The sequence below is a fragment of the Blastococcus sp. Marseille-P5729 genome (assembly GCF_900292035.1).
Classification (GTDB): domain Bacteria; phylum Actinomycetota; class Actinomycetes; order Mycobacteriales; family Antricoccaceae; genus Cumulibacter.
Map to the genome: position 1 here is coordinate 295,414 of NZ_OMPO01000001.1, position 23,469 is coordinate 318,882.

Sequence of the window (23,469 nt, forward strand, 5' to 3'; positions counted from 1 at the left end):
GTCACTCGGGCAACGGCTCCCGACTGAGGTAGAGACATGCCCGAGCACCATGATCAGCCAGGCCTTACTGAAGCCGACCTACTCGCGGACCTCGCCGCGTCGCAGCACGACGAGCCTCACGACACCCGCCAGCGCGGACGCCGCAGCTGGCTGGCGATCCTCGCTGCCGCGTTTCTCGCGCTCGGTGCGCTGACCATCTGCCAGCTCGCGCTCGGCTCCAGCCCCAGCACGGCCTATCCGCAGGACCGGGCTGTCGCCTCTGCATCACCGACGCAGGATTCGGCGGACTCGACCTCGGAGAGGGCCGCCAGCGCATCGCCATCCGAATCGCCGTCCGCGAGCAGCGAGACGCCGTCGCCAGCGGACTCGCCGGCACCGGCCAGTGATCCGCCGGGTGCCCAGGCTGCCGCGGAGCAGCCCGATACCGCACCCGCACCGACGGCGTCCGGTGGGCAGGGTGGACAGACCGGCTCGGGCGGCCAGTCCGGTTCCGGCTCGCCCGACCAGGCGCCCGTCCCGACTCCCGCACCTGCCCCGGCTCCCGCGCCGGCGACGAAGGCGCCCGCACCCACTCCAGCTCCCGCGCCTGCCCCGGCTCCGCCGCCGACGACGACGAAGGCGCCTGCACCAGCCCCCGCGCCCACCACCCAGACCCCGCCCGGCGCCGGAGCCACGTGCCGCAAGTGGTACTGGATGGGTCTTGCTCAGCACAACGGGCAGCTAATGAACAAGTACAACGTGGAGGGTGCGATCTACTATCTGCCGCTGTCCTCGCCGCATGGGCTCACCATCTGCTGGTGAACCTCTCAGACGCTTGAAACCCTCGCCGGTGCGGCAGTGGGCGCAGCTGGAGTACGGAGCGGTCCGCGCCTCCTCAGATGCCGAAGAACGCCCGCTGATCCGGGTTGGGTCAGCGGGCGTCAGGGTGTCCAGAGGGGGACTTGAACCCCCACGTCCGATAAAGGACACTAGCACCTCAAGCTAGCGCGTCTGCCATTCCGCCACCTGGACAAGGTGCGCAGGAAATAGTACCCCACGCGAAGGTGCCCCGCAGGGCACCCCCTCCCTACTGTGTCGCGCGATTGGGGCGGCGCGGGCCGCGGTGCTCACGCCGCTCGCGACCACCATCGTCAGTGCGACGCCGGGCACCCCTGTCGTAGCCGCTGCTGCCGCGCGGACGACGCGGGCCGCCGGAGCGCGCATCACGACGAGGTCCTCGCCGCTGCGGCGTCCGCACCGGCGGGCGGAACTCCTCGACCGGCTCGCCCGAGGGCTTCGCACCTCCGGTGATCTCCTCGATCGGCTGGTCCCCGGGCTCGACGTAGACGCCACGCAACGGCACACCGGCGTGTCCGATGAGCCGCTCGGCGCCGCGACGCTCACGCGGCATCGCGAGCGTGACGACGGTCCCTTCATCACCGGCACGAGCGGTGCGGCCCGCGCGATGCAGGTAGGTCTTGTGTTCCTGCGGCGGGTCTGCCTGGATCACCAGCTCGACGTCGTCGATGTGGATGCCGCGGGCCGCGACGTCGGTGGCCACGAGACCCGGGACGTCGTTGCCGCGGAAGGCGTTCAGCGCCCGCGTGCGCTGCCCCTGGGTGAGACCGCCGTGGATCGCCAGCGCGTTCACGCCGGCCTCGCGCATCTTCTCCGCCACCCGGTCGGCGCCCATCTTGGTACGCACGAACACGATCGAGCGTCCTGGCTTCGATGCGAGCTCGGCGACGACCGCGGCCTTGCGTGCGGGGTGGACGACGAACAGGTGGTGCTCCATGGACTCGACGGAGGCCCCGACGTCCGCCGTGGAGTGCTCCACCGGAGCACTGAGGAACCGGCGCACCAGTACATCGACGTCCCCGTCGAGAGTGGCCGAGAACAGCAGCCGCTGACCGTCCGCTGGCGTCTGCTCGAGGATCCGGGTCACCTCGGGCGCGAAGCCCATGTCGCACATCTGGTCGGCTTCGTCGAGCACGCTGATCTCGACCTCTGAAAGGTCTGCGGCTCCACGCTCCATCAGGTCGATCAGCCGCCCGGGAGTTGCGACCACGAGGTCGACGCCGTCGGCGAGCATGTCGAGCTGCTTCTTGTAGGGCATCCCGCCCGCGACGAGAAGAGTCCGCAGTCCGATGGCGCGGGCCAGGGGAGTGATGGCCTCGCGGACCTGCATTGCCAGTTCGCGGGTGGGGGTCAGCACGATCGCCCGCGGCTTGTTCGGCGTCCGCTCGCCACCGCGAAGCCGTGTCAGGGTCGGCAGTCCGAACGCGAGGGTCTTGCCCGACCCGGTGGCGGCGCGAGCAAGAACGTCGGCGCCGCTCAGTGCGGTGGGGATCGCCTCGCCCTGAATAGCGAACGGGGCGTTGATGCCGTCCGCCGCGAGCGCCGTCACCAGTTCAGTGGGCAGCCCCATGCGCGCGAAGGCGTTCTCGTCGCCGACATCGACCGCCTCCCGACCGGCCACCGGTGCCAGCTCGTCGAAGCTGCCCTCGCGGGCGGCCTGCTCGTCGGCGCGGCTCAGGAACTCCTGAGCCGGACGCCGGTCCTCGCGATCCTGACGACGGAAGTCCGAGTGACCTGCGACGTGCTTGTGCCGAGTGGGACGGCGGCCATCGTCCCACTGACGCCTCGGGCGATCGTCGCGATCCCAGCGCGGCCGCTGATGACCACTACCCCGGTGGGGCCGATCATCGCGATCGAAGCGGTGAGGGCGGTCATCGCGATCGAAGCGGTGAGGGCGGTCATCACGATCGAAGCGGTGAGGGCGGTCATCACGATCGAAGCGGTGAGGGCGGTCATCGCGATCGACGCGGCCGGCTCGGCGCGGACGATCATCGTCGCGATCGAATCGGCCGCGCGGGCGCTCGTCGGAGCGACGCGCGGATCGAGTGTCAGGGTGCTCAGCGTCGTCGCCGAACTGGGCGGCCCGGCGCGCGGCGCGGTTGAGCTGGCCGTGCCGTGGCTTGCGGCCGGCGTCCGGCTGCAAGCTCTGCCCCTTGCGGTGCGGCTTCTTCGGTGCAGCGGGCGCGACCGGTGTGCCGGTGCGCTGCTTCTTCGGCTTGCGGGCCTTGTGGCTCGTCGGTGTCTTCGGCGTCTTCGCGCCGGAGGCACGCTGGCCTCGATTGGCTGCCATGGGCAGTTCTCCCTATCGGAGTCACGCAAGGGACGCACGGAGGGCGCTCAGCGCCCGGGAGCACCGAGATGATCGGTGGGAAAGGTCTTCGCAGTGCGTCCTGCGCTCGCGTACACCAGCAAGCGGTTGCTTGCGATGCCAGGCTGAGCGCTCACACCTACCGATGCGGGAGAGTCAGGCCCGCATGCTCACTACTGCGCACATGCCGTATGGCTCCAGGTTACGCGTTCGAGCCCGATCAGCGCCGGTACTGGTGACCGGGGTCTCCGCGCGTGTGAGCAAGATGACCGTGCGGTAAGAATGAGTGCATGACTTCGAACGCGTCCGATCAGAGCCCCGACTTCCACGAGGTCGTCGAGCTGTGCTCCCAGCTGATCGCGATCGATTCCAGCAACACCGGCGATCCAGCGACATCGGCCGGTGAGCGTGAGGCGGCCGAGTGGGTCGTTGCCCGGCTCGAGGAGGTCGGGTACGAGCCGACCATGCTCGGCTGGGACGAGAGTCGCCAGAACGTGATCGTCCGGGTGGACGGCGCCAGCCCCGACAAGCCAGCGCTCCTGCTGCATGGGCATCTTGACGTCGTCCCGGCGGTGGCGGAGGAGTGGTCGGTCGACCCCTTCGCGGGCGTCATCAAGGACGGCTTCGTGTGGGGTCGTGGCGCGATCGACATGAAGGACATGGTCGCGATGATGATCGCGATCCTGCGGCGCTGGAAGACCGACGGCGTCCGTCCCGACCGCACCATCGTCTTCTGCTTCACCGCCGACGAGGAGCACGGCGGGGTGTACGGCGCCCACTGGCTGGTCAAGAACCACCCCGAGCTGTTCGAAGGATGCACCGAGGCGGTCGGTGAGGTTGGCGGCTTCTCCCACACCGTCGACGAGGGCACCCGCGTGTACCCGATCATGACCGGCGAGAAGGGGATCGCGTGGATGAAGATCACCGCCACCGGCACCCCCGGGCACGGGTCGATGGTGCACCAGGACAACGCGGTCGCCAAGCTTGCCGACGCCGTGTCGCGCGTCGCGGCCCACCAGTTCCCGATTGTCTGGACCGACACGCTGCGCCAGTTCGTCGCGGGGATCGGCAAGGCGATGGGCACGGATCTGGCGAGCGTCGAGCCCGAGGTGATCATCGACAAGCTGGGCGCGCTCGGACGGATCATCGGCGCCACCCTGCGCAACACCGCCAATCCGACCGGCCTGCAGGCCGGCTACAAGGTCAACGTCATCCCGTCGACGGCGACCGCCACCCTGGACTGCCGGATCATCCCGGGGCAGGAGGAGGAGTTCGAGCGGCAGATCGACGAGCTCCTCGGCCCGGACATCACCCGCGAGTGGATCGTCCACGACAAGGCGCTGGAGATCTCGTTCGACACCCCGCTCGTGGAGGCGATGACCGCAGCGCTGAAGTTCGAGGACGACGCCAGCCAGACCCTCCCGTTCCTCATGTCCGGTGGTACTGACGCGAAGGCCTTCGTTGATCTTGGAATGAGCTGCTACGGCTTCTCACCGCTGAAGCTCCCACCGGACCTCGACTTCGCCGCGCTGTTCCATGGCATCGACGAACGGGTGCCGGTCGACGCGCTCACCTTCGGCGCCCGCGTGCTCAACCGCTTCCTGCTCAGCCTGTAAGACGACCCCGACCGCACACCCAAGGAGCCTGCATGACCGACACGCCCAATCTCGACGGCAAGGTCGCCCTCGTCACCGGAGGAGCCGGAGGCTTCGGACGCGCGGTCACCGAGATCCTCCTGGAGCAAGGCGCCCAGGTCGCCCTGACGGACGTCGAAGAGGAGCGCACCCGCGAGACCGCCAAGGAGCTCGGCGCCGTCCCATTCGTGCTCGACGTGACCAGCTGGGAGGCCAACCAGCAGGTCGTGCAGCAGGTCGAGGAGCACTTCGGCGGCCTCGACATCTCGTTCCTGAATGCCGGCATCGGGCTGAACATGGGTGCGCTGGCGTTCGACATCGATAAGTACCGCCTGATCGCGGCGGTGAACTACGACGGTGTGGCCTTCGGCATGCAGGCCGCGATTCCCGCGATGCGGCGCCGCGGCGGCGGCCACATCGTCGCCACCGCATCGATGGCGGGCCTGGTCTCGATGCCGGGCGACCCCTACTACACGATGACCAAGACGGCGGTGGTCGGGCTGGTCCGTGGTGCCGGGCCCGAGCTGGCGCGCGAGAACATCAAGATGAACGGGCTGTGCCCGGGGTTCGCCGATACCCCGATCATCGACTCCTTCCGTCACAAGCTGGAGACGGACGAGTTCCCGGTCATCCCGGCCCGCACGGTCGCTGAGACCTTCCTGCAGGCCGCGACCTCCGACGAGAGCGGCGTGTGCTGGCTGATCCAGGCGGGCATCGAGCCGGCCCCGTTCAAGTTCCGCGGCGTGCCGGCCGCCCGCAGGCCGGACGGTACGCCGTACGGCGTACCGAAGGACATGGACCCGGACGCGAAGAACCCGAACGCCTAGTACCGAACGCTGGGTACCGAACGCCTAGGAGGCTGCGTCATGAAGGCTTGGCTGGTCGAGCGCAACGGCGATCCCAAGGACGTCCTCGAGTGGAAGGACGCGCCGGAGCCCGTCGTCCATCCCGGGATGGTCAAGGTGAAGGTGCTCGCTGCGGCGCTGAACTTCCCCGACATCCTGCTGTGCCAGGGCAAGTACCAGGTGACTCCGACTCTCCCGTTCACCCCGGGGGTCGAGATCGCCGGCGAGATCGTCGAGCTCGGCGAGGGCGTCACCACGTGGCAGGTGGGTGACCTTGTCTTCGGCGGTCCGCACAGCGACGCCGGCGCGGGCGGCGGGTACGCCGAGTACGCCGCGATGGACGCCGATAGCATCTTCCGCGTCCCGGACGGCATGCCCGCGGAGGAGGCGGCCGGCTACCTGCTGACCTACCAGACGTCGTGGGTCGCGCTGCACACCCGCGGCCAGATCAAGGCCGGTGACGTCGTGCTGGTGCACGCCGGCGCGGGCGGGGTCGGCTCGGCGGCGATCCAGCTGGCCAAGGCCGCGGGCGCCACGGTCATCGCGACGGCCGGCGGTCCGCAGAAGAAGCAGGTGCTCACCGAGCTGGGTGCGGACGTCGCGATCGACTACCAGTCCGAGGATTTCGTGCAGATCGTCAAGGACGCTACCGGCGGCCGCGGCGCGGACATCGTCTACGACCCGGTCGGCGGGGACGTCTACGACAAGTCCACCAAGTGCATCGCCTTCGAGGGCCGCATCCTGATCATCGGGTTCACCGGCGGCCGGTTCGCACAGGCGGCCACCAACCATGTCCTGGTGAAGAACTACAGCGTCGTCGGCGTGCACTGGGGCTACTACAAGCAGATGCGTCCCGAGGTCATCCCCGAGGCGGACGCCGCGCTCAGTGAGCTGCACGCGGCCGGGAAGATCAAGCCCTACATCTCCAAGGTCTACAGGTTCAGCGAGCTGCCCGAGGCACTCGAGGCGCTGGGCGGCCGCAAGACCACCGGCAAGGTCGTCGTCGTCCCCGACTAGCAGCCGGATCGGCCCTACAGGATGGGGCGGGGGAGATGCTCGTGGCGGCGGCGACGGCGCATGATCACCTTGCGCGTTCCGTCGGAGTACTTCAGTAGCCGGGCCAGCTCCCAGCCGCCGACGCCGGCTTGCGCCGACAGCATCTGGGCGGCGCTCTTGATGCCCGTGCCCCTGGGGATGCGCACCGGCGCGTACTCCCACTGGTCCTCGTACGAGATCGGCTGATTCATGGGCGGCATTCTATGCACCACGCCCGTGCCGAGGTCCGCGGCTGGTCGAGGCGACACGCTCACGCAGCCGAGCCGTCAGCGAGGTCAGCCTGGGCCGGGCGGCCTTCTGCCGGACGGCGTACGCCAGGGCGGGGCCCGAGCCGTGCACGATCGACAGGTGCTTCTGGGCACGCGTGAAGGCCGTGTAGACCAACGGGCGCACCAGCAGCCGGCCCGACTCCGGCGGCACCACGGCGACCACTGCGGGCCACTCCGACCCCTGTGCGCGATGGACGGTGATTGCCCAGCCGTGCAGCAGGTCGCCGAGCGCCTTTCCTGATATCTCGGCGATCCCAGACGAGAACTCGACGGTGAGGGACTTCTCCCCGGTGCCGACGACGGTACCGACCTCACCGTTCGCGTAACCGAACGGCGACGCGTCGAGGTGGTTGGCGGTGGCGACCACCCGGTCCCCGACGTCGAACCCCGACACGGCGCCCGGCCCGGGGTTGAGCTGTTTCTTCAGGGCCAGGTTGAGCTCCTTGGTGCCCGCCGGTCCGCGGTGCACCGGCGTGACGACCTGGATGTCGGAGGCATCGAACCCGAACACGCGTGGGATCGAGTCGGTGACGAGCTGGCGGGTGCGGTGGGCCGCCTCGGCGGATCCCCGCGCACCGACGACGACCACCTCACGAGTCGGGTCGTCCACGGGCGGCAGCACGCCTTGGCGCACCTCGGCCGCCAGCGCCGCGATCTGACCGCCCTCGGCCTGGCGGTAGAGCCGCGTGAGCTCTGTGACCGGCACGACCCCGGACTCGATCAGGTCGCCCAGGACTCGCCCAGGCCCGATCGACGGCAGCTGCGCCACGTCCCCGACGATCAGCACGTGAGCGCCGTCCTGCACGGCGTCGAACAGCGCCGCCGCCAGCAGGACGTCGAGCATCGAGGACTCGTCGACGACCACGATGTCGGCCGGGATGGGATCTTCCCACCCACGAAGGAATCCACCGTCGCGGCCCTGCGCCCCGAGCATGCGGTGCACCGTCATCCCCTCGCCGCCGGCGAGCTCGCCCAGACGCTTGGCGGCGCGGCCGGTCGGCGCGGCCAGCGCGACCTCCTTGTCGTGCATTCGGGCCAGCTCGACGACGGAGCGTACGGTGCGCGACTTGCCGGTGCCGGGCCCTCCCGTCAGGACGCTCACGCCCGATGTCATCACCAGCTCGACCGCCTCGGCCTGCTTCTCATCCAGCCCCTCGACGGCGTTCGCTAGTGAGCTCTTCTTGCCCCACTTCTGGGCGCTGGCGGCGATCCGGGAGATGTCGACAGCGATGGAGTGCTCGGCGTCGGCGTACTCCTTGAGCGCGATGAGATCGTCGGTACGACGGACGACGAGGTCCTCGTCGACGGCCACCGCGACCGCGTGCTCGGGGTCGTGGATGCCGGCCGCGGCGACCGCGCCGAGAACCTCCTCGATCGCCACCTCCGTGTGGCCGCTGGCCGCCTCTTGCCGCACCGCGTCGGCGACGACCGCGCGAGCGCGCCGCGGGTCTTGCCGGTCCAGCGAGCCGAGGACCGAACGGGCGACTCCGTCGGCGTCCGCGACGTCGATGCCGCGGATGCCGACGATCCGCCACGGGTCGTTCTCGATCAGCCGGACGCAGTCGTCGCCCACCTCGTCGATCAGCGCCTGCGCCGCACGGGCCGGGATGCCCGCGGGTACGAGCATCCGTACGACGTCATAGAGCGGTTGGACGCCCAGCCAGCCCGACAGCAGCCGCTCGGCGCGTTTCGCACCGGTCTTCGGCAGCCGCAGCAACGAATCGCGGCTCACCAGGTCGGCGCGCACGATCCCGGCCTTGGGCAGGTCGGCGGCGCTGGAGATCCCGAGATGCGGCCACAGGCCCGCGTCGCAGAAGGCCGCGAAGACGCGGTCGGCGTCCACCGGCCACTGCGCCCGCCGAATCTCGGCCACTAGCGGCGGCGCTCCGGGTACCCGAAGCTGGGCTCGGCGACCTCGTCGAGAGCGTCGTAGATCTCCGCCGGTAGCGCGAGGTTCTCGATCGACAGCGATGCCTGCAGCTGACCGGCGGTGCGGGCGCCGAGGATCGCCGAGGTCACGCCCGGGCGGTCCCGCACCCATGCCAGCGCGATCGCGAGCGGCGAGACTCCGAGCCCGTCGGCGGCCGTGGCCACCGCCTCGACGATCCGCGTGGAGTCACCGCCCAGGTACCGGCGTACGAACTCACCGAGGTGCGGCGAGGCGGCCCGCGAGTCGGACGGCGTCCCGTGCCGATACTTCCCAGTCAGCACGCCGCGGCCCAACGGCGACCAGGCGATGACGCCGACGCCGAGCGAGCGGGCGGCCGGGACGACCTCGCGCTCGACCCCGCGCTCCAGAAGCGAGTACTCCATCTGCGTGGTGACGATCGGGGCGCACGAGCGCTGCAGCTGCTGGATCGTGGCGGCGCGGGTCAGCTGCCAGCCGGAGTAGTTCGAAACGCCGACGTAGCGCACGCGCCCGCTCGAAACCGCTGTGTCCAGGGCCGCGAGAGTCTCCTCCAGCGGTACCAGCGGATCCCAGGCGTGCAGCTGCCACAGATCGATGTAATCGGTGCCCAGGCGCTTCAGCGACGCATCCAGCGCGGCGAGGAGGTGTCCGCGCGAGGCGCCCCGGCTCATCGGACCCGGGCCGGTCCGACCGACCGCCTTGGTGGCGATCACCATCCGCTCGCGAGGGACGACGGTGCGCAGCAGCCGCCCGACCACCTTCTCGCTCTCGCCGTCGACGTACACGTCGGCGGTGTCGATCAGGTTGCCGCCGGCCTCGACGTAGGCCAGGAGGCAGGCGGTCGCCTCGTCACGGTCGGTGTCGCGTCCCCAGGTCATGGTGCCAAGCCCGAGGCGAGAGACGACTAGCCCACTTCTTCCCGCAACACGCTGCTCCACTCTGACGAAACTACCTGTTCTGTGCCACGGTGGTCCTGAGGCTCGCGGGGGCCAAGGAAGGACGCGGAATGAAGCTCGGGGTGAATCTCGGTTACTGGGGTGCGGGCACCGACCAGTCCAACATCGACATCGCCGTGGAGGCAGACCGACTTGGCTTCGACGTCGTCTGGGCCGCGGAGGCGTACGGCAACGACGTCGTCTCGACCCTCGCGTTCGTCGCGGCTCGCACCGAACGGATCGACATCGGGTCGGCGGTGATGCAGATACCAGGACGCACTCCCGCGATGACCGCGATGACTGCCGCCGGGCTCGACGCCCTCTCGGGTGGCCGGTTCCGGTGCGGGCTCGGCGTCTCGGGCCCCCAGGTCTCGGAAGGCTGGCACGGTGTCCGCTACGACAAGCCGCTGGGCCGCACCCGTGAGTACATCGAGATCGTGCGGATGGCGCTGCAGCGCAAACGACTGCGCTACGACGGCACGCACTTCCAGCTGCCGCTGCCCGACGGGCCTGGCAAGGCGCTGATGCTGGTTACGCCGCCGCTGCGCGCCGACGTCCCGATCTACCTGGCCGCGGTGGGTCCGAAGAACCTCGAGCTCACCGGTGAGATCGCCGATGGGTGGCTGGGCGTGTTCACGGCGTACGACGACCTGCAGCCCGTTCTGGACCGGATCGCGGCGGGCGCCGAGAAGGCCGGCCGGTCGCTCAGCGACATCGACGTCGGCGTGAGCGCCGGTGTCGCGATCGGCGACGACATCGAGCAGATGGCTGACCGGATCCGACCGCACCAGGCGCTGTACATCGGCGGCATGGGCAGCCGGGAACAGAACTTCTACAACAACAACGCCGTCCGGCTGGGCTACGGCGACGCTGCGCAGAAGATCCAGGATCTCTACCTCGGGCGGCACTACGAGGAGGCCGCGGCTGCCGTCCCGCTCGAGCTGGTGGACCGCACCTCGCTGCTCGGACCGGTCGAGCGCGTCGCTGACCGGCTGCAGGCGCTGCGCGAGAACGGCGCCACCACCGTCAACGTCTCACCCTCCGGCGCCGACCTGGCCGAGAAGACCGACCAGCTGCGCCTGCTCGCCCAGGCCGCCGAGAGAGCTGGTATCGCGTGACGACCCTCATGCTGCTGCGCCACGGCCGATCCAGCGCTAACGACAAGGGCGTGCTGGCCGGACGCCGTCCCGGTGTCCACCTGGACCAGACCGGGCGGCAGCAGGCGCAGGCCGCCGCTGACCGGCTGCGCGACGTTCGCTTCGACCGGCTGGTCTCCAGCCCGCTCGAGCGCTGCCTGGAGACCATCGAACCGGTCATGGCCGGACGCCGCCGGAAGCTGCAGATCGACGAGGGGCTCATCGAGGCCGACTACGGCAGCTGGTCGGGCAAGAAGCTCACTGCGCTGTCGAAGGAGCCGTTGTGGGCCCAGGTGCAGAACCACCCGTCGGCGGTGACCTTCCCGGGGCGCGGCGGGGAGGCGATGGTCGACATGGCGGCGCGTGCCGTGAGCGCCGTCCGCCGGCACAACGCCAAGGTCGGGCCGGACGGCGTCTGGCTGGCCTGCAGCCACGGCGACGTCATCAAGGCCATCGTGGCCGACGCGCTCGGGCTGCACCTGGACCAGTTCCAACGGATCGTCATCGATCCGGCATCGATCACGGTGATCCGCTACACCAAGGACCGGCCGTTCGTCGTGGTCGCGAACTCCTCGAGCGGCCCGCTGTCGCAGTACGTCGTCACGGCCGCTGACAGCGACGCTGCAGTGGGCGGCGGGGCCGGACACACCGCCGCTGCAGGCCAACGTCGTCCGCGATAGATTGATTCTCTCGACGCGCCGCTAGAAAGGACTCCAGGTCCCCGCGAGATGCCACGCAAGGTTCACGACTTCAGCCACCCGCGCCGCTTCGTCGCCGGCACCGTCGGCCAGCCGGGCGAGCGCACCTTCTACCTGCAGGCGAGCGACGAGTCCCGCACCGTGTCGGTGGCCCTGGAGAAGGAGCATGTGCAGGTGCTGGCCGACCGGCTCGACGACATCATCGACGAGGTCGTACGGCGGGGCACGGTCGCGCCGATCGAGTCCCCGTCGGAGGATCTCGAGCCGCTGGAGATGCCCATCGACGAGGAGTTCCGCGTCAGCGCCCTGGGCCTGGCCTGGGACGAGGACCAGAAGGCCGTCGTCATCGAGGCCGTGTCGGGTGAGGACGGCGCGCTCGACGAGAACCAGATCTTCTCCGACGACGACAACGCCCCCGATGTGCTGAGGGTGACCCTCGACGCCGCTGCGGCGCGCGCGTTCGCGGTGCGCGCCAACGCCGTCGTCCACGCCGGCCGCACGCCCTGCCCGCTGTGCGGAATCCCGCTCGATCCCAGCGGGCACATCTGCCCGCGCCAGAACGGCTACCACCGCGCCACGCTGACGTGAGCGCGGACCTCGAGCTGCTGCGCACCGGCGAGATCGAGGTCGTCGGCCGCATCCTCGACGCCAGCAACAGCACGCTCCTGTGCTCGATCACCGGCAACGATGAGCGCTCCGAGCGCTGCGTCTACAAGCCGGTGCTGGGGGAGCGGCCGCTGTGGGACTATCCCGACGGCACGCTGGCCGGCCGCGAACTCGCGTCGTACGCCGTCTCGGAGGCCACCGGCTGGGGCATCATCCCGCCGACGGTCCTGCGCGACGGCCCCTTCGGCCCAGGCATGGTCCAGCTGTGGATGGAGCGCGACGAGGAGGTCGACCTGGTCGATCTGATCAACTCCCGTCCGGCGGCCTTGCGCCGCATGGCGGTGCTCGATGCCGTCATCAACAACTCCGACCGCAAGGGCGGGCACCTCATTCCGCATCCCGCGCCGGCCGGAACCCCGCTGCGCGAGCGCGAGGTGTGGGGCGTCGACCACGGGGTCACCTTCAGCGTCGAGGACAAGCTGCGCACCCTGTTGTGGCAGTGGGCCGGACAGCCACTGACCGCCGATGCCATCGGCGTCCTGGAGCGGCTGCGGGAGCAGCTGGACGGCGAGCTGGGGGACCAGCTGCACGAGCATCTGACGGTCGCCGAGGTCCGCCAGACCGCGACGCGGGTTGAGCGGTTGCTGCGTAGCGGACGCCATCCGCTGCCCTCCGACGACTGGCCCTCGGTGCCCTACCCGCCCTTCTAGTTGAGTTTTCACCGACCGCCCGGCAACCGTGTCCGGGCCGCAGGTAGCCTCGTCACATGCGTTCATGGCCAGAGGTCACCATCCCCGTCGTCCCCGGGTCCGGACCCGGCCTTCGTCTGCACGACAGCGCCAGCGACCAGGTACGACCGATCACCGCGCAGGGCACGGCCACGCTGTATGTCTGCGGGATCACGCCGTACGACGCGACCCATCTCGGCCACGCGGCCACCTACCTCACCTTCGACATGGTGCAGCGTGTGCTGCGCGACCAGGGGCTCGACGTCCGGTATGTGCAGAACGTGACCGACGTCGACGACCCGCTGATCGAGCGCGCCCAACGCGATGGCATCCGGTGGCAGGATCTCGCCGAGCGCGAGACCGACCTGTTCCGCTTCGACATGGAGGCCCTGCGGATCAGCCCGCCGGACGAGTACCTGGGCGCCGTGGAGACCATGGACCTCGTCGTCACCGCCGTCGAGAGGCTGTTGGACAGCGGGCAGGCCTACCGGCTGGAGGACGGCACTGGCGACGTCTACTTCGACGTCGCGACCGACGACCGCTTCGGCTATGTCTCGCGATACGACGCGCAGACGATGCTCGAACTCTCCGCCGAGCGTGGGGGAGACCCGGACCGTGCGGGCAAGCGCAACCGCCTCGATCCCCTGCTGTGGAAGGGAAAGCGCGACGGCGACCCGAGCTGGCCATCGTCACTGGGTGCGGGGCGGCCGGGCTGGCACATCGAGTGCGCCGCGATCGCGTTGGAGCATCTCGGCGAACAGATCGACATCCAGGGCGGGGGTGAGGACCTGCGCTTCCCGCATCATGAGTGCTCCGCCGCGCACGCCGAGGCGATCACCGGCCTCGTGCCGTTCGCGGGTCACTACACGCACGCCGGGATGATCGGCTATGACGGGGAGAAGATGTCGAAGTCGCTCGGCAACCTCGTGAAGGTCTCTGGACTCACCAGGGACGGCGTCGAGCCGATGGTGATCCGGCTCGCCCTGCTGCGCGGTCACTACCGGGACTACCGGGAGTGGACCGACGACTATCTGGATGCCTCCGAGCGGACCCTGTCGCTGTGGCGAGAGGCGGTGCGCCGCCCGATCGCGCCGGCTGCCGAGGCGACCATCGCAACGATGCGCGCCTGCCTGGCGAACGACCTCGACACCGACGGTGCGGTCGAGGCGGTCACCCGGTGGGCTAACCAGCGACCGGCGCACAACGACTCGGGCCTGGCGGTGCAGGCGATGGAGGACGCCGTCGATGCCCTCCTCGGAATCAAGCTCTGACCCTGGGGATCAAGGACCACCGCGTCAGTCGGGGCCACCGTCCTGCCGGCGCAGGTAACGCTCGAAGTCCTCGGCAAGTTGCTCGCCGGCGTCGTCCGAGACCTGCTCCTTCGGCTCCTCGGCCAGTGCCTCAATCTGCTCGCGCATCGACGGGTCGGAGTCCACGAGCCGTTGCACCGTCTTGATGGCGTGCTGCGCCTCGTCCTCGAGGTTTTCCAACGGGATCGGCTCGCCGATCACCTCTTCCAGACGGCGTAGCAGCGCGATGGTCGCCGGTGCCCAGGACGGTGCCGACACGTAGTAGGGCGAGCTTGCCCACAGCGAGACGGCCGGGATCCCTGTGCTGACGGCGAAGTGGTGCAGAACGCCGGTGATGCCGGTCGGGCCGCTGTACCCCGACAACTGCAGGCCGTAACGCTCGCTGGAGGTGCGGTCCCAGGCCGAGCCGGTGACCGGCACCGGCTGTGCGTAGTGGGTGTCGGCGCCCATCCCACCCAGCAGCACGATCCGCTCGACGCTCAGATCACGCGCCACGTCGAGGATCTCCTCGCAGAACGTCTTCCAGCGCATGTTCGGCTCCGGGCCGGTCACCAGGACCACGTCACGGCCGCTGACCGGCTGCCGAGCGAGATTCACGTGCACCTGTGGCCAGGCGAGCTCGCGCGAGACCCCCGACCGAAGCGACACCGTCGGCCGGTTCACCTGGTAGTCGTAGAAGTCCTCACCGTCGATCACCCCATAGTCCGTGGAGTCCCACAGCAGCGCCAGGTGCTCCACGGCCGACGTGGCCGCCTCCCCGGCGTCGTTCCAGCCCGAAAAAGCGCAGATCATCACTGGCTCGATCAGGTCCGGGAGGAAGTCGTCGTGTGAGGGGATCATCACCCCAGCGTACGGCCAGCCGCCGCCACGGGGAGCACATAGAATCGTGTAGTGCAGCAGAAGTATGACTCCCGATTCCTCGAAGCCCTCGATTCCGGCACTCTCGTTGCCGACGGCGCGATGGGGACGATGCTGCAGAGCTTCGATCTGACACTCGAGGACTTCGACGATCTCGAGGGCTGCAACGAGATCCTCAACATCACCCGACCGGACGTCGTCCGCCAGGTGCATGAGGCGTACCTGGCAGCCGGAGCCCAGGCGATCGAGACGAACACCTTCGGGGCCAACTACGCCAACCTGCTCGAGTACGACATCCCGGAGCGAATCTACGAGCTGGCCGAGGCGGGCGCCCGCATCGCGCGGGAGGCGGCAGACGCTGCCTCGGGCGAGGGCGACCCGCGGTTCGTCCTCGGGTCGGTCGGACCGGGCACGAAGCTGCCGACCCTGGGCCATGCGCCGTTCGCCACCCTGCGGGACGCCTACCAGCAGCAGACCGAAGGGATGCTCGCCGGCGGGATCGACGCCGTCCTGATGGAGACCTGCCAGGACCTGCTGCAGGCCAAGGCCGCCGTCATCGGCGCGAAGCGGGCGATGGCGGTCATCGGACGCCGGGTGCCGATCATCGTGCACGTGACGGTCGAAACGACCGGGACCATGCTGCTCGGCTCGGAGATCGGGGCGGCACTCAACGCCCTGGCGGCCCTCGGCATCGACATGATCGGACTCAACTGCGCCACCGGCCCCGACGAGATGAGCGAGCATCTGCGCTATCTCTCCACCCACTCGCCGGTGCGCATCTCGGTCATGCCGAACGCCGGGCTGCCCGAGCTGGGGCCAGACGGCGCGGTGTATCCACTGGGCGCCGACGACTTCAGCGCGGCGGTCCGCCGGTTCGTGACCGACTACGGCGTGAGCCTCGTCGGCGGCTGCTGCGGCACGACCCCGGATCACATCAGCGCGCTGCGGGCAGCGGTCGACGGGCTCGCCCCCGCGACGCGCGAACCGGTGCTCGAACCGGGCATCTCCTCCCTCTACCAGAACGTGCCCTACCGTCAGGACGCCGGCGTCCTGCTCATCGGGGAGCGCACGAACACCAACGGGAGCAAGGCCTTCCGCGAGGCGCTGATCGAGGGGCGGATCGACGACTGCGTCGAGGTCGCCAAGGGCCTGGCCCGCGACGGCTCGCACGTCATCGACCTGTGCGTGGACTATGTCGGCCGCGACGGGGCGGCCGACATGGGGCTGCTCGCCGAGCGGTTCGCGACCGCAACGACGCTGCCGATCATGCTCGACTCGACCGAGGTGCCCGTGATCGAGGCGGGCCTGGAGCGCCTGGGCGGCCGGTGCATCATCAACTCGGTCAACCTCGAGGACGGCGACGGTGAGGGCTCTCGGTGGGCCCGGCTGCTGCCGATCATCGTCGAGCACGGCGCCGCGGTCGTCGCGCTCACGATCGACGAGGAGGGTCAGGCGCGAACCGCTGCCGACAAGGTGCGCATCGCCTCTCGGATGATCGACGACCTGCACGACAACTGGGGCATCGCCCACCAGGACATCATGGTCGACACGCTCACGTTCACCGTCGCCACCGGCCAGGAGGAGAGCCGTCGCGACGCCGTCGAGACCATCGAGGGCATCCGCCAGCTCAAGGCCGCCTACCCAGAGGTCAGCACCACCCTCGGGCTGTCGAACGTGTCGTTCGGTCTGAACCCCGCCGCCCGGCAGGTGCTCAACTCGGTCTTCCTGCACGAGTGCCAGGAGGCCGGGCTGGACAGCGCGATCCTGCACGCGAGCAAGATCCTCCCGATGTCGAAGATCCCTGACGAGCAGCGCGAGGTCGCCCTCGACCTGGTCTACGACCGTCGCCGCCCGGCGTCCGGCGACGAACCGGCGTACGACCCGCTCACCCGCTTCCTGGAGATCTTCGAGGGCGTCAAGCTCGCCGGCAGCGCCCAGTCCCGCGCGGAAGAGCTCGCCGCGCTGCCGCTGGACGAGCGGCTCAAGCGGCGGATCATCGACGGTGAGCGGGCCGAACTGGAGGCCGACCTGGACGAGGCCATGCAGACCATCCCGCCGCTGCAGATCATCAACGAGCTGCTGCTCGATGGCATGAAGACCGTCGGGGAGCTGTTCGGCTCTGGGCAGATGCAGTTGCCGTTCGTGCTGCAGTCGGCCGAGGTGATGAAGTCGGCCGTGGCCCACCTCGAGCCGCACATGGAGAAGACCGACGACGCCGGCAAGGGCACGATCGTGCTCGCGACGGTCAAGGGTGACGTCCACGACATCGGCAAGAACCTCGTGGACATCATCTTGAGCAACAACGGCTACACCGTGGTCAACCTGGGGATCAAGCAGCCGGTCAACGCGATCATCGACGCGGCGATCGAGCACAACGCGGATGCCGTGGGCATGTCCGGGCTGCTGGTGAAGTCGACCGTGGTCATGAAGGAGAATCTCGAGGAGCTCAATGCACGCGGTCTGGCCGACCGCTTCCCGGTGGTGCTCGGCGGGGCTGCACTGACCCGCGCGTACGTCGAGGACGACCTCGACGAGGTCTACCAGTCCGACGTCTACTACGCCCGGGACGCCTTCGAGGGTCTACGCGTCATGGACACCGTGATGGCACTGCGTCGCGGCCAGGTCTCGGCGGAGGAGTCAGAGGAGGCGGCCCGCAAGAAGGCCGAGCGCAAGGCCCGCCGCGAGCGGTCGCTGCGGATCGCCGAGCAGCGCCGGGCCGCTGACGAGTCGGTCGTCATCCCGGCACGCTCGGACGTCGCCACCGACAACCCGGTACCGACGCCGCCGTTCTGGGGATCGCGGGTCATCAAGGGCGTGCCGCTCGCGGACTACGCGAGCATGCTCGACGAACGCGCCACCTTCATGGGCCAATGGGGCCTGCGCGGCTCACGCGAGGGCGCGTCGTACGACGAGCTGGTCGAGACCGAGGGCCGCCCGCGGCTGCGGCAGTGGCTGGACCGGGTGCACACCGACTCACTCTCGGAGGCAGCCGTCGTCTACGGCTACTTCCCGTGCGTCTCCGAGGGCGACGACGTCGTCGTGCTGAACGAGGACGGATCCGACCGGGTGCGCTTCACCTTCCCGCGGCAGCGCCGCGACCGGCACCTGTGCCTGGCCGACTTCTTCCGCAGCCGTGAGCAGGCGGACGCCGAGGGCCGGCCCGACGTCATCGCCTTCGACATCGTCACGATGGGCAGTGCGGTGTCCGCCGAGACCGCCCGGCTGTTCGCGGCGGACTCCTACCGCGAGTACATGGAGCTGCACGGCCTATCGGTGCAGCTCACCGAGGCCCTGGCGGAGTACTGGCATCAGCGGATCCGCTCTGAGCTGGTCTTCGACGACGGTCGGCGTGCCTCGGCCGAGGACCCGGCGAACCTCGATGACTTCTTCAAGCTGGGGTACCGCGGCGCACGGTTCGCCTTCGGTTACCCCGCCTGCCCGGACCTGGAGCAGCAGACCAAGCTGATCGATCTGCTGGAGCCCTCGCGAATCGGCGTCGAGCTCTCGGAGGGCTTCCAGCTGCATCCCGAGCAGTCGACCTCGGCACTGGTGTGCCACCACCCCGAGGCGAAGTACTTTGCCACCTGATGTTGAGGACGGCGTGGACCTGAGCGCCTTCGATGCCGTGCTGTTCGACATGGACGGCACGCTGGTCGACACCGAGCCGCTGTGGCACCAGGCTGAGATCGCGCTGTTCGCCGAGCACGATCTTTCCTGGAGCGTCGAGGAGGCGCTGACCCTGACTGGGTGGAACATGCCCGCGGTCGCGCAGTTCATGCAGCAGCGCGGCGTCGACCTTCCGGCGGACCAGATCATCGCCCGGTTGTCGGGTTTCGTGCAGGACGGCATAGCCACCGACATCCCGCTGCACGTCGCCATCGTCGACCTGCTTGCTCGGGCCCGCGCCGCGGGTCTCCCGACGGCAATGGTCACGATGTCCCCGCGCGCCTTGGCCGACGCCGTGCTCGCGGCGCTGCCGGCCGGATCGTTCGACGTCACGCTCGCGGCCGAGGACGTAGAGCGCGGCAAGCCGGACCCCGACCCGTACCTGCAGGCGGCCGCCGCGCTCGGGGTCGACCCGGCACGCTGCCTGGCGATCGAGGACTCCCGGCCAGGAATCGCCTCGGCCATCGCGGCCGGCTGCGTCGTCCGCAGCGTGGGGCCGCTCGCGGGCACCATCGACGGCGCTCCCGCGCTGCACTAGTCAGCGGTGGGCCGCTCAGTACGGCGGTTGATCGTGAAGCTGAGCGCGTGCTCCTCCGGAAAGGGCGGGGGAGTGCCGCCGTACGCCGGGCACAGCGCCTTGTGGTCGCACCAGTCGCACAGCCGGCTCGGGCGCGGGCGGAACTCCTTCGCGTCGATCGAGCGGCGGATCGCGCTCCACAATGCCGTGAGCTGCTGCTCGAGCTTCACCAGTTCGGACTCGTCCGGCGAGTACATCAGCTCGTCCCGGTCGGCCAGATACATGAGCTTCAGCTGGGCAGGGATGGTGCCCGTGGTGCGCCAGATGACCAGGGCATAGAACTTCATCTGGAACAGCGCCTTGGCCTCGAAGGCCTCCCGCGGAGACGCGCCGGTCTTGTAGTCGACCACCCGGACCCGCCCGTCGGGCGCCGTGTCGACGCGGTCGACATAGCCGCGCAGCAGCAGCCCGTCGTCCAGAACCGTCTCCACGAGCAGCTCGCGGCCCGTGGGGTCGAACCGGCGAGGGTCCTCCAGCTCGAAGTAGGTGGTCAGCAGCTGCTGCGCTGACTCCAGCCACTTCGCCACCGCCACGCCGTCCTCGTCGTCGGCGAAGAGGGTCGCCATCTCCGGGTCATCAGCGAGCACCTGCTCCCACGCGGGCTGGACCATCGCGCGCGCCGCCGACGGGGTTCGCTGGTCGCGGGGCAGGTCGAACATCTTCTCGAGCACGGCGTGGACGACGGTGCCGCGCACCGCGGGAGCCGACGGTCGCTCGGGCAGCCGGTCGACGCTGCGGAAGCGGTAGAGCAGCGGGCAGGTCTTGAAGTCGGCCGCCCGCGACGGAGAGAGCGACCCGGTCACCACACCGAGGTCGATCTGCTCGGTGGGGATCTGGTCTTCGTAGGTCTGATCCAGGTGGGTCTGCTCCAGGTGCGTCACGTTCCCCAGGGTAGGTGAGGCGGCCGACAGAATCCGGCTGCGCCGTACGATGGCGGGCGTGCCATCCGCGAGTCGACCGATGCTGATCGCGCGGTTCCTGGGCGCTCCGATCCACATCACCTGGTCCTGGCTGCTGTTCGTGGCCGTGATCGTGCCGCTGTACACGCGGCGCCTGGACGACTGGCTGCCCAGCGGTACGGCGATCGGCGTGAGCATCGGGCTGGCGCTCATGTGGGGCGTCTCCGTGCTGCTGCACGAGCTCGGCCACGTGGTCGCCGCCAAGGCCACCGGATGCGAGGTCGACCGCGTCGAGATCGGGTTCCTCGGCGGGGCCACGACGGTACGAGGAGACGACGACTCCGCCGGCCGCGAGCTGATTATCGCGGCCACCGGACCACTGGTCTCGCTCGGACTGGGGCTCCCCGGTGGCATCAGCCTGCTCGCCGGCAACGGCTCGAACCTCGGGCTGCCCGGAATTCCGGGAATGTTCGTCTCCGCGATCACCATCGCCAACCTTGCCATCGCCGCGTTCAACTTGCTCCCGGGCCTGCCGCTGGACGGCGGACGCGTCGCGATGGCGCTGATCTGGCGGGCCACCGGTAACCGGTTGCGCGCGGTCGTGATCGCCTCGTACATCGGGGAGGCGATCGCGATCGCACTCGTTGGCTACGCGCTGTGGCGGGTGGGGCGCGCCTTCGACCCGAGCCGGGAGATCCCGTGGGTGATCGCCCTGGCGATCATGTCGGCGAGCCTCTGGTCGATGGCGCGGCGCAGTCGGCAGCGCGCCCATCGAGAGCATGAGCTCGCCTCGAGCCCGCTCACCGACCATCTGGTGCCGATCGACGTCCTCGACGGGCGGCTACCGGCGAGCGCGTTGTCGGGTGCGATGACACCACTCGTGCTGGTGCGGCTAAAGGATGGCCTGGGCTACGCCGATCGCGGTGCGCCACCGGGCACGGGGTCGCTGGCCCAGCTGAGCACACCACTGCCACCGAACCGCGTGCTCGGAGAGGCCGCCAGTCGCCTGGACCTCCTCGAGGCACTGCAGGACGGTGCCGCGCCTTGGTACGTCGTCGCAGCCGCAGACGGCACGCCCCTCGGCATCGTCGGCGCCAGCGCCCTGAGCGACCGGTAGCCTTGACCGAGTGACTGCCGACTCCCAGAACCCCCTGCGCCCGGGTGAGCGCGTGCAGCTGACCGATCCCAAGGGACGGATGCACACGATCACCCTCGAGGCTGGTAAGCAGTTCCATACCCACCGCGGGGCGATCGCCCACGACGACCTGATCGGCGGCTCCGAGGGTGTGGTCGTGACGTCGACCGACAGCACCCAGTACCTCGCGTTGCGACCCTTGCTGGCCGACTACGTGCTGTCGATGCCACGCGGTGCGCAGGTGATCTATCCGAAGGACGCCGCCCAGATCGTCGCGATGGGCGACATCTATCCAGGCGCCCGGGTGCTGGAAGCGGGCGCCGGCTCCGGCGCGCTCACCTGTTCGCTGCTGCGCGCAGTCGGTCCCGGCGGATCGGTGACGTCGTACGAGATCCGCGACGATCACGCCGTCGTCGCGGTGCAGAACGTGGAGACCTTCTTCGGCGGGCGGCCCGACAACTGGGAGCTGCGGGTCGCCGACCTCGCGCAGGTAGGGGCGGGCGAGGAGACCTTCGACCGCGTCATCCTCGACATGCTCTCGCCCTGGGAGCCGCTGGACGCGGTCGCGGCACGATTGCGGCCCGGCGGCGTGCTCATCGGCTACGTGGCGACCGTGCCGCAGCTGTCGCGGCTGGTCGAGGCCCTGCGCGCGCACGGCTCGTTCACCGAGCCGTCGTCGTGGGAGTGCCTGATCCGGCCGTGGCACGTCGTCGGGCTCGCGGTGCGACCGGATCACCGGATGATCGCGCATACCGCGTTCCTGGTCACCGCGCGCCGACTCGCGGACGGCGTCCGCCCGCCCGCCCGGCATCGAAAGCCCACGACAGCCCGAGCGGCGCAGGCTGGCGAGCAGGTCGACGAGGTCGAGCAGAACCCCTTCGCACACGCGAACGCGGTCGACCCCGAACCAGTCGGGGCCGACCACGATCAGCCGAAGAAGCGGTTACGACCCCGTCTTCCGTAGCGCGTTCTCGACCCAGCGATCGCCGTGGTAGCCGTAGTCACCGGCCCGCGACCGAACGTCGTCGGACTCCGGCTCACGCGAGGTCGCGGTGGCGCCGGACGCAGCGCCGCCGGGCGCCGTCTCGTCGGAGGTGGCTCCCGGCGTCGGCGAGCCGGACCCCGTCCCGTCGGATGGGATGAAGTCCGCAACCGGGCGCGGTGCGTCGTTCGCCGGCTCCGATGCGCGCGGGCCGTCCGTGAAGTCCTCGCCGGTGGCGTCGGTGACATCGCTGAAGGTCATCGTGCCGGTGCGCCGCTCGGACGGCGGCAGATCGGCGTCCCGGTACGACCCGTCCGTGTAATGCTCACCCGCCGGGTAGGTGAAGCCGGGCTCGACCGGACGCGAGTCCCCGACCGAGCCGGGGGCGAGGTCGAACGGGTTCTCGTTGACGTTCTTGCCGTCGGCGAGGTCCATCGCCTCGACATAATCGGCGGCGCGGGACCGGTTGGCGACCTTGAACGCCACCCACGACAGCAGGGCGGGGAGCAGACCCACCAGCAGCCCGCCGAAGGCGAACCGGCTCAGCAGCGACGCCAGCACCTCATTGCGGGCGCCGGCGCTGGCTGCCAGCGCGTCGATGCGGATGAAGTAGACCACGAGCGCGGCCAGCACGCAGCCCAGCACGACACCGAACCAGGTGCCGAACAGGGCGGCCGCGCCATTGCGCGGAGAGGCCTTGCGCGCGGCCAGCAGCGTGACCAGGCCGGCAACCAGGGCGACCAGCACGACCGACACGTAGAAGGTCACGTGCACGCTGGTCGGGGGCTGATCGACGCGGAAGGGCCATTCGAGACCGGCGAAGCTGCCGGTCGTGAGCAGAGTGGGAAGAATCGCCTGGCTCGTGCCACGCGCGGCCAGCTCGGCGCCCGTCCACACGACGCCCGCAAGGGCGGCTGCAGAGACGAGAGCCGCCACGAGGGCGGAGGCGAGAGAGCGTGCTCTGTACATGACAGCCACGGTAGAGGGCAACTCGACGGTCGGGCGGGAGGCGCTCCGCGCGTCCCACGAGTATTCATCCGTCCCACGGGCCCCACGCGCGCGAGCGTCGCGTCAGCCGCCG

21 protein-coding genes and 1 tRNA gene are annotated in these 23,469 nt (G+C 69.7%); 14 read left to right on the top strand and 8 right to left on the bottom strand.

Annotation, left to right across the window (positions count from 1 at the left end; genetic code table 11):
- Positions 1-36: 36 nt before the first annotated feature.
- Complete coding sequence (locus tag DAA40_RS16035; RefSeq protein ID WP_158716159.1) at positions 37-801, top strand: hypothetical protein; 765 nt, start codon at positions 37-39, stop codon at positions 799-801.
- Between the two features lie 125 nt (positions 802-926).
- On the opposite strand, the gene DAA40_RS01405 is transcribed toward DAA40_RS16035, so the two are convergent.
- Both DAA40_RS01405 and DAA40_RS01410 read right to left on the bottom strand, forming a co-directional pair.
- A tRNA-Leu gene (locus DAA40_RS01405) sits at positions 927-1,011 on the bottom strand.
- A 55-nt stretch (positions 1,012-1,066) separates the two neighbouring features.
- Positions 1,067-2,458, bottom strand: a complete 1,392-nt coding sequence (locus DAA40_RS01410; protein WP_158716160.1) for a DEAD/DEAH box helicase — start codon at positions 2,456-2,458, stop codon at positions 1,067-1,069.
- A 198-nt stretch (positions 2,459-2,656) separates the two neighbouring features.
- Here DAA40_RS01410 and DAA40_RS16040 point away from each other — a divergent pair, with 198 nt between their 5' ends.
- The 4 genes from DAA40_RS16040 to DAA40_RS01425 all read left to right on the top strand — a co-directional run bounded on the left by DAA40_RS16040 (position 2,657) and on the right by DAA40_RS01425 (position 6,641).
- On the top strand, positions 2,657-3,199 hold the full coding sequence (locus DAA40_RS16040; protein ID WP_158716161.1) for a hypothetical protein: 543 nt from the start codon (positions 2,657-2,659) through the stop codon (positions 3,197-3,199).
- A 236-nt stretch (positions 3,200-3,435) separates the two neighbouring features.
- Positions 3,436-4,761 (top strand): M20/M25/M40 family metallo-hydrolase, encoded by a 1,326-nt coding sequence (locus DAA40_RS01415; protein WP_106847961.1) that lies wholly within the window; start codon positions 3,436-3,438, stop codon positions 4,759-4,761.
- 32 nt (positions 4,762-4,793) lie between these two features.
- Complete coding sequence (locus tag DAA40_RS01420; protein WP_106847962.1) at positions 4,794-5,606, top strand: SDR family oxidoreductase; 813 nt, start codon at positions 4,794-4,796, stop codon at positions 5,604-5,606.
- A 39-nt stretch (positions 5,607-5,645) separates the two neighbouring features.
- Positions 5,646-6,641: an NADPH:quinone oxidoreductase family protein gene (locus tag DAA40_RS01425; RefSeq protein ID WP_106847963.1), complete on the top strand. Its 996-nt coding sequence runs from the start codon at positions 5,646-5,648 to the stop codon at positions 6,639-6,641.
- 14 nt (positions 6,642-6,655) lie between these two features.
- Here DAA40_RS01425 and DAA40_RS01430 read toward each other — a convergent pair whose 3' ends face one another.
- From DAA40_RS01430 to DAA40_RS01440, 3 genes are read right to left on the bottom strand one after another with little or no spacing between them, the layout of a single operon-like run.
- Complete coding sequence (locus DAA40_RS01430; RefSeq protein WP_106849189.1) at positions 6,656-6,871, bottom strand: DUF5703 family protein; 216 nt, start codon at positions 6,869-6,871, stop codon at positions 6,656-6,658.
- A 10-nt stretch (positions 6,872-6,881) separates the two neighbouring features.
- Positions 6,882-8,822, bottom strand: coding sequence for an AAA family ATPase (locus DAA40_RS01435; RefSeq protein WP_234356187.1), 1,941 nt, complete (start codon positions 8,820-8,822; stop codon positions 6,882-6,884).
- Entirely contained in the window at positions 8,822-9,796 is a 975-nt protein-coding gene (locus tag DAA40_RS01440; RefSeq protein ID WP_106847964.1) for an aldo/keto reductase, read from the bottom strand. Before DAA40_RS01440 ends, DAA40_RS01435 begins: the two co-directional genes overlap by 1 nt.
- A 68-nt stretch (positions 9,797-9,864) precedes the next feature.
- On the opposite strand from DAA40_RS01440, the gene DAA40_RS01445 reads away from it, so the two are divergent.
- Genes DAA40_RS01445 through mshC form a run of 5 tightly spaced genes read left to right on the top strand, consistent with a single transcriptional unit; the run spans position 9,865 to position 14,232 of the window.
- Entirely contained in the window at positions 9,865-10,911 is a 1,047-nt protein-coding gene (locus DAA40_RS01445; RefSeq protein WP_106847965.1) for an LLM class F420-dependent oxidoreductase, read from the top strand.
- A complete protein-coding gene (locus DAA40_RS01450; RefSeq protein WP_106847966.1) occupies positions 10,908-11,609 on the top strand; it encodes an MSMEG_4193 family putative phosphomutase in 702 nt (233 codons plus the stop codon). The genes DAA40_RS01445 and DAA40_RS01450 overlap by 4 nt, the downstream gene beginning before the upstream one ends.
- Positions 11,610-11,657: 48 nt before the next feature.
- On the top strand, positions 11,658-12,215 hold the full coding sequence (locus DAA40_RS01455) for a DUF3090 family protein (protein WP_106847967.1): 558 nt from the start codon (positions 11,658-11,660) through the stop codon (positions 12,213-12,215).
- Positions 12,212-12,943, top strand: coding sequence for an SCO1664 family protein (locus tag DAA40_RS01460; protein ID WP_234356189.1), 732 nt, complete (start codon positions 12,212-12,214; stop codon positions 12,941-12,943). The genes DAA40_RS01455 and DAA40_RS01460 overlap by 4 nt, the downstream gene beginning before the upstream one ends.
- Positions 12,944-12,999: 56 nt before the next feature.
- Positions 13,000-14,232 (top strand): cysteine--1-D-myo-inosityl 2-amino-2-deoxy-alpha-D-glucopyranoside ligase, encoded by a 1,233-nt coding sequence (mshC, locus tag DAA40_RS01465; RefSeq protein ID WP_106847968.1) that lies wholly within the window; start codon positions 13,000-13,002, stop codon positions 14,230-14,232.
- Positions 14,233-14,256: 24 nt separating this feature from the next.
- Here the strand turns inward: mshC and DAA40_RS01470 are convergent, their stop codons facing one another.
- Complete coding sequence (locus DAA40_RS01470; protein WP_199849452.1) at positions 14,257-15,111, bottom strand: PAC2 family protein; 855 nt, start codon at positions 15,109-15,111, stop codon at positions 14,257-14,259.
- 51 nt (positions 15,112-15,162) lie between these two features.
- On the opposite strand from DAA40_RS01470, the gene metH reads away from it, so the two are divergent.
- Entirely contained in the window at positions 15,163-18,717 is a 3,555-nt protein-coding gene (gene metH, locus DAA40_RS01475; protein ID WP_106847969.1) for a methionine synthase, read from the top strand.
- Positions 18,707-19,333: an HAD family phosphatase gene (locus tag DAA40_RS01480; RefSeq protein WP_158716162.1), complete on the top strand. Its 627-nt coding sequence runs from the start codon at positions 18,707-18,709 to the stop codon at positions 19,331-19,333. Before metH ends, DAA40_RS01480 begins: the two co-directional genes overlap by 11 nt.
- Here DAA40_RS01480 and DAA40_RS01485 read toward each other — a convergent pair.
- Entirely contained in the window at positions 19,330-20,253 is a 924-nt protein-coding gene (locus DAA40_RS01485) for a RecB family exonuclease (RefSeq protein WP_234356190.1), read from the bottom strand. The genes DAA40_RS01480 and DAA40_RS01485 overlap by 4 nt on opposite strands.
- A gap of 58 nt (positions 20,254-20,311) precedes the next feature.
- On the opposite strand from DAA40_RS01485, the gene DAA40_RS01490 reads away from it, so the two are divergent.
- Both DAA40_RS01490 and DAA40_RS01495 read left to right on the top strand, forming a co-directional pair.
- On the top strand, positions 20,312-21,388 hold the full coding sequence (locus DAA40_RS01490; RefSeq protein WP_234356191.1) for a site-2 protease family protein: 1,077 nt from the start codon (positions 20,312-20,314) through the stop codon (positions 21,386-21,388).
- Between the two features lie 10 nt (positions 21,389-21,398).
- The gene (locus DAA40_RS01495; protein WP_234356192.1) at positions 21,399-22,370 is read left to right on the top strand and encodes a tRNA (adenine-N1)-methyltransferase; all 972 of its coding nucleotides are present in this window, start codon (positions 21,399-21,401) and stop codon (positions 22,368-22,370) included.
- Here DAA40_RS01495 and DAA40_RS01500 read toward each other — a convergent pair.
- Positions 22,350-23,357, bottom strand: a complete 1,008-nt coding sequence (locus DAA40_RS01500) for a hypothetical protein (RefSeq protein WP_106847971.1) — start codon at positions 23,355-23,357, stop codon at positions 22,350-22,352. The genes DAA40_RS01495 and DAA40_RS01500 overlap by 21 nt on opposite strands.
- Positions 23,358-23,469 lie beyond the last annotated feature (112 nt).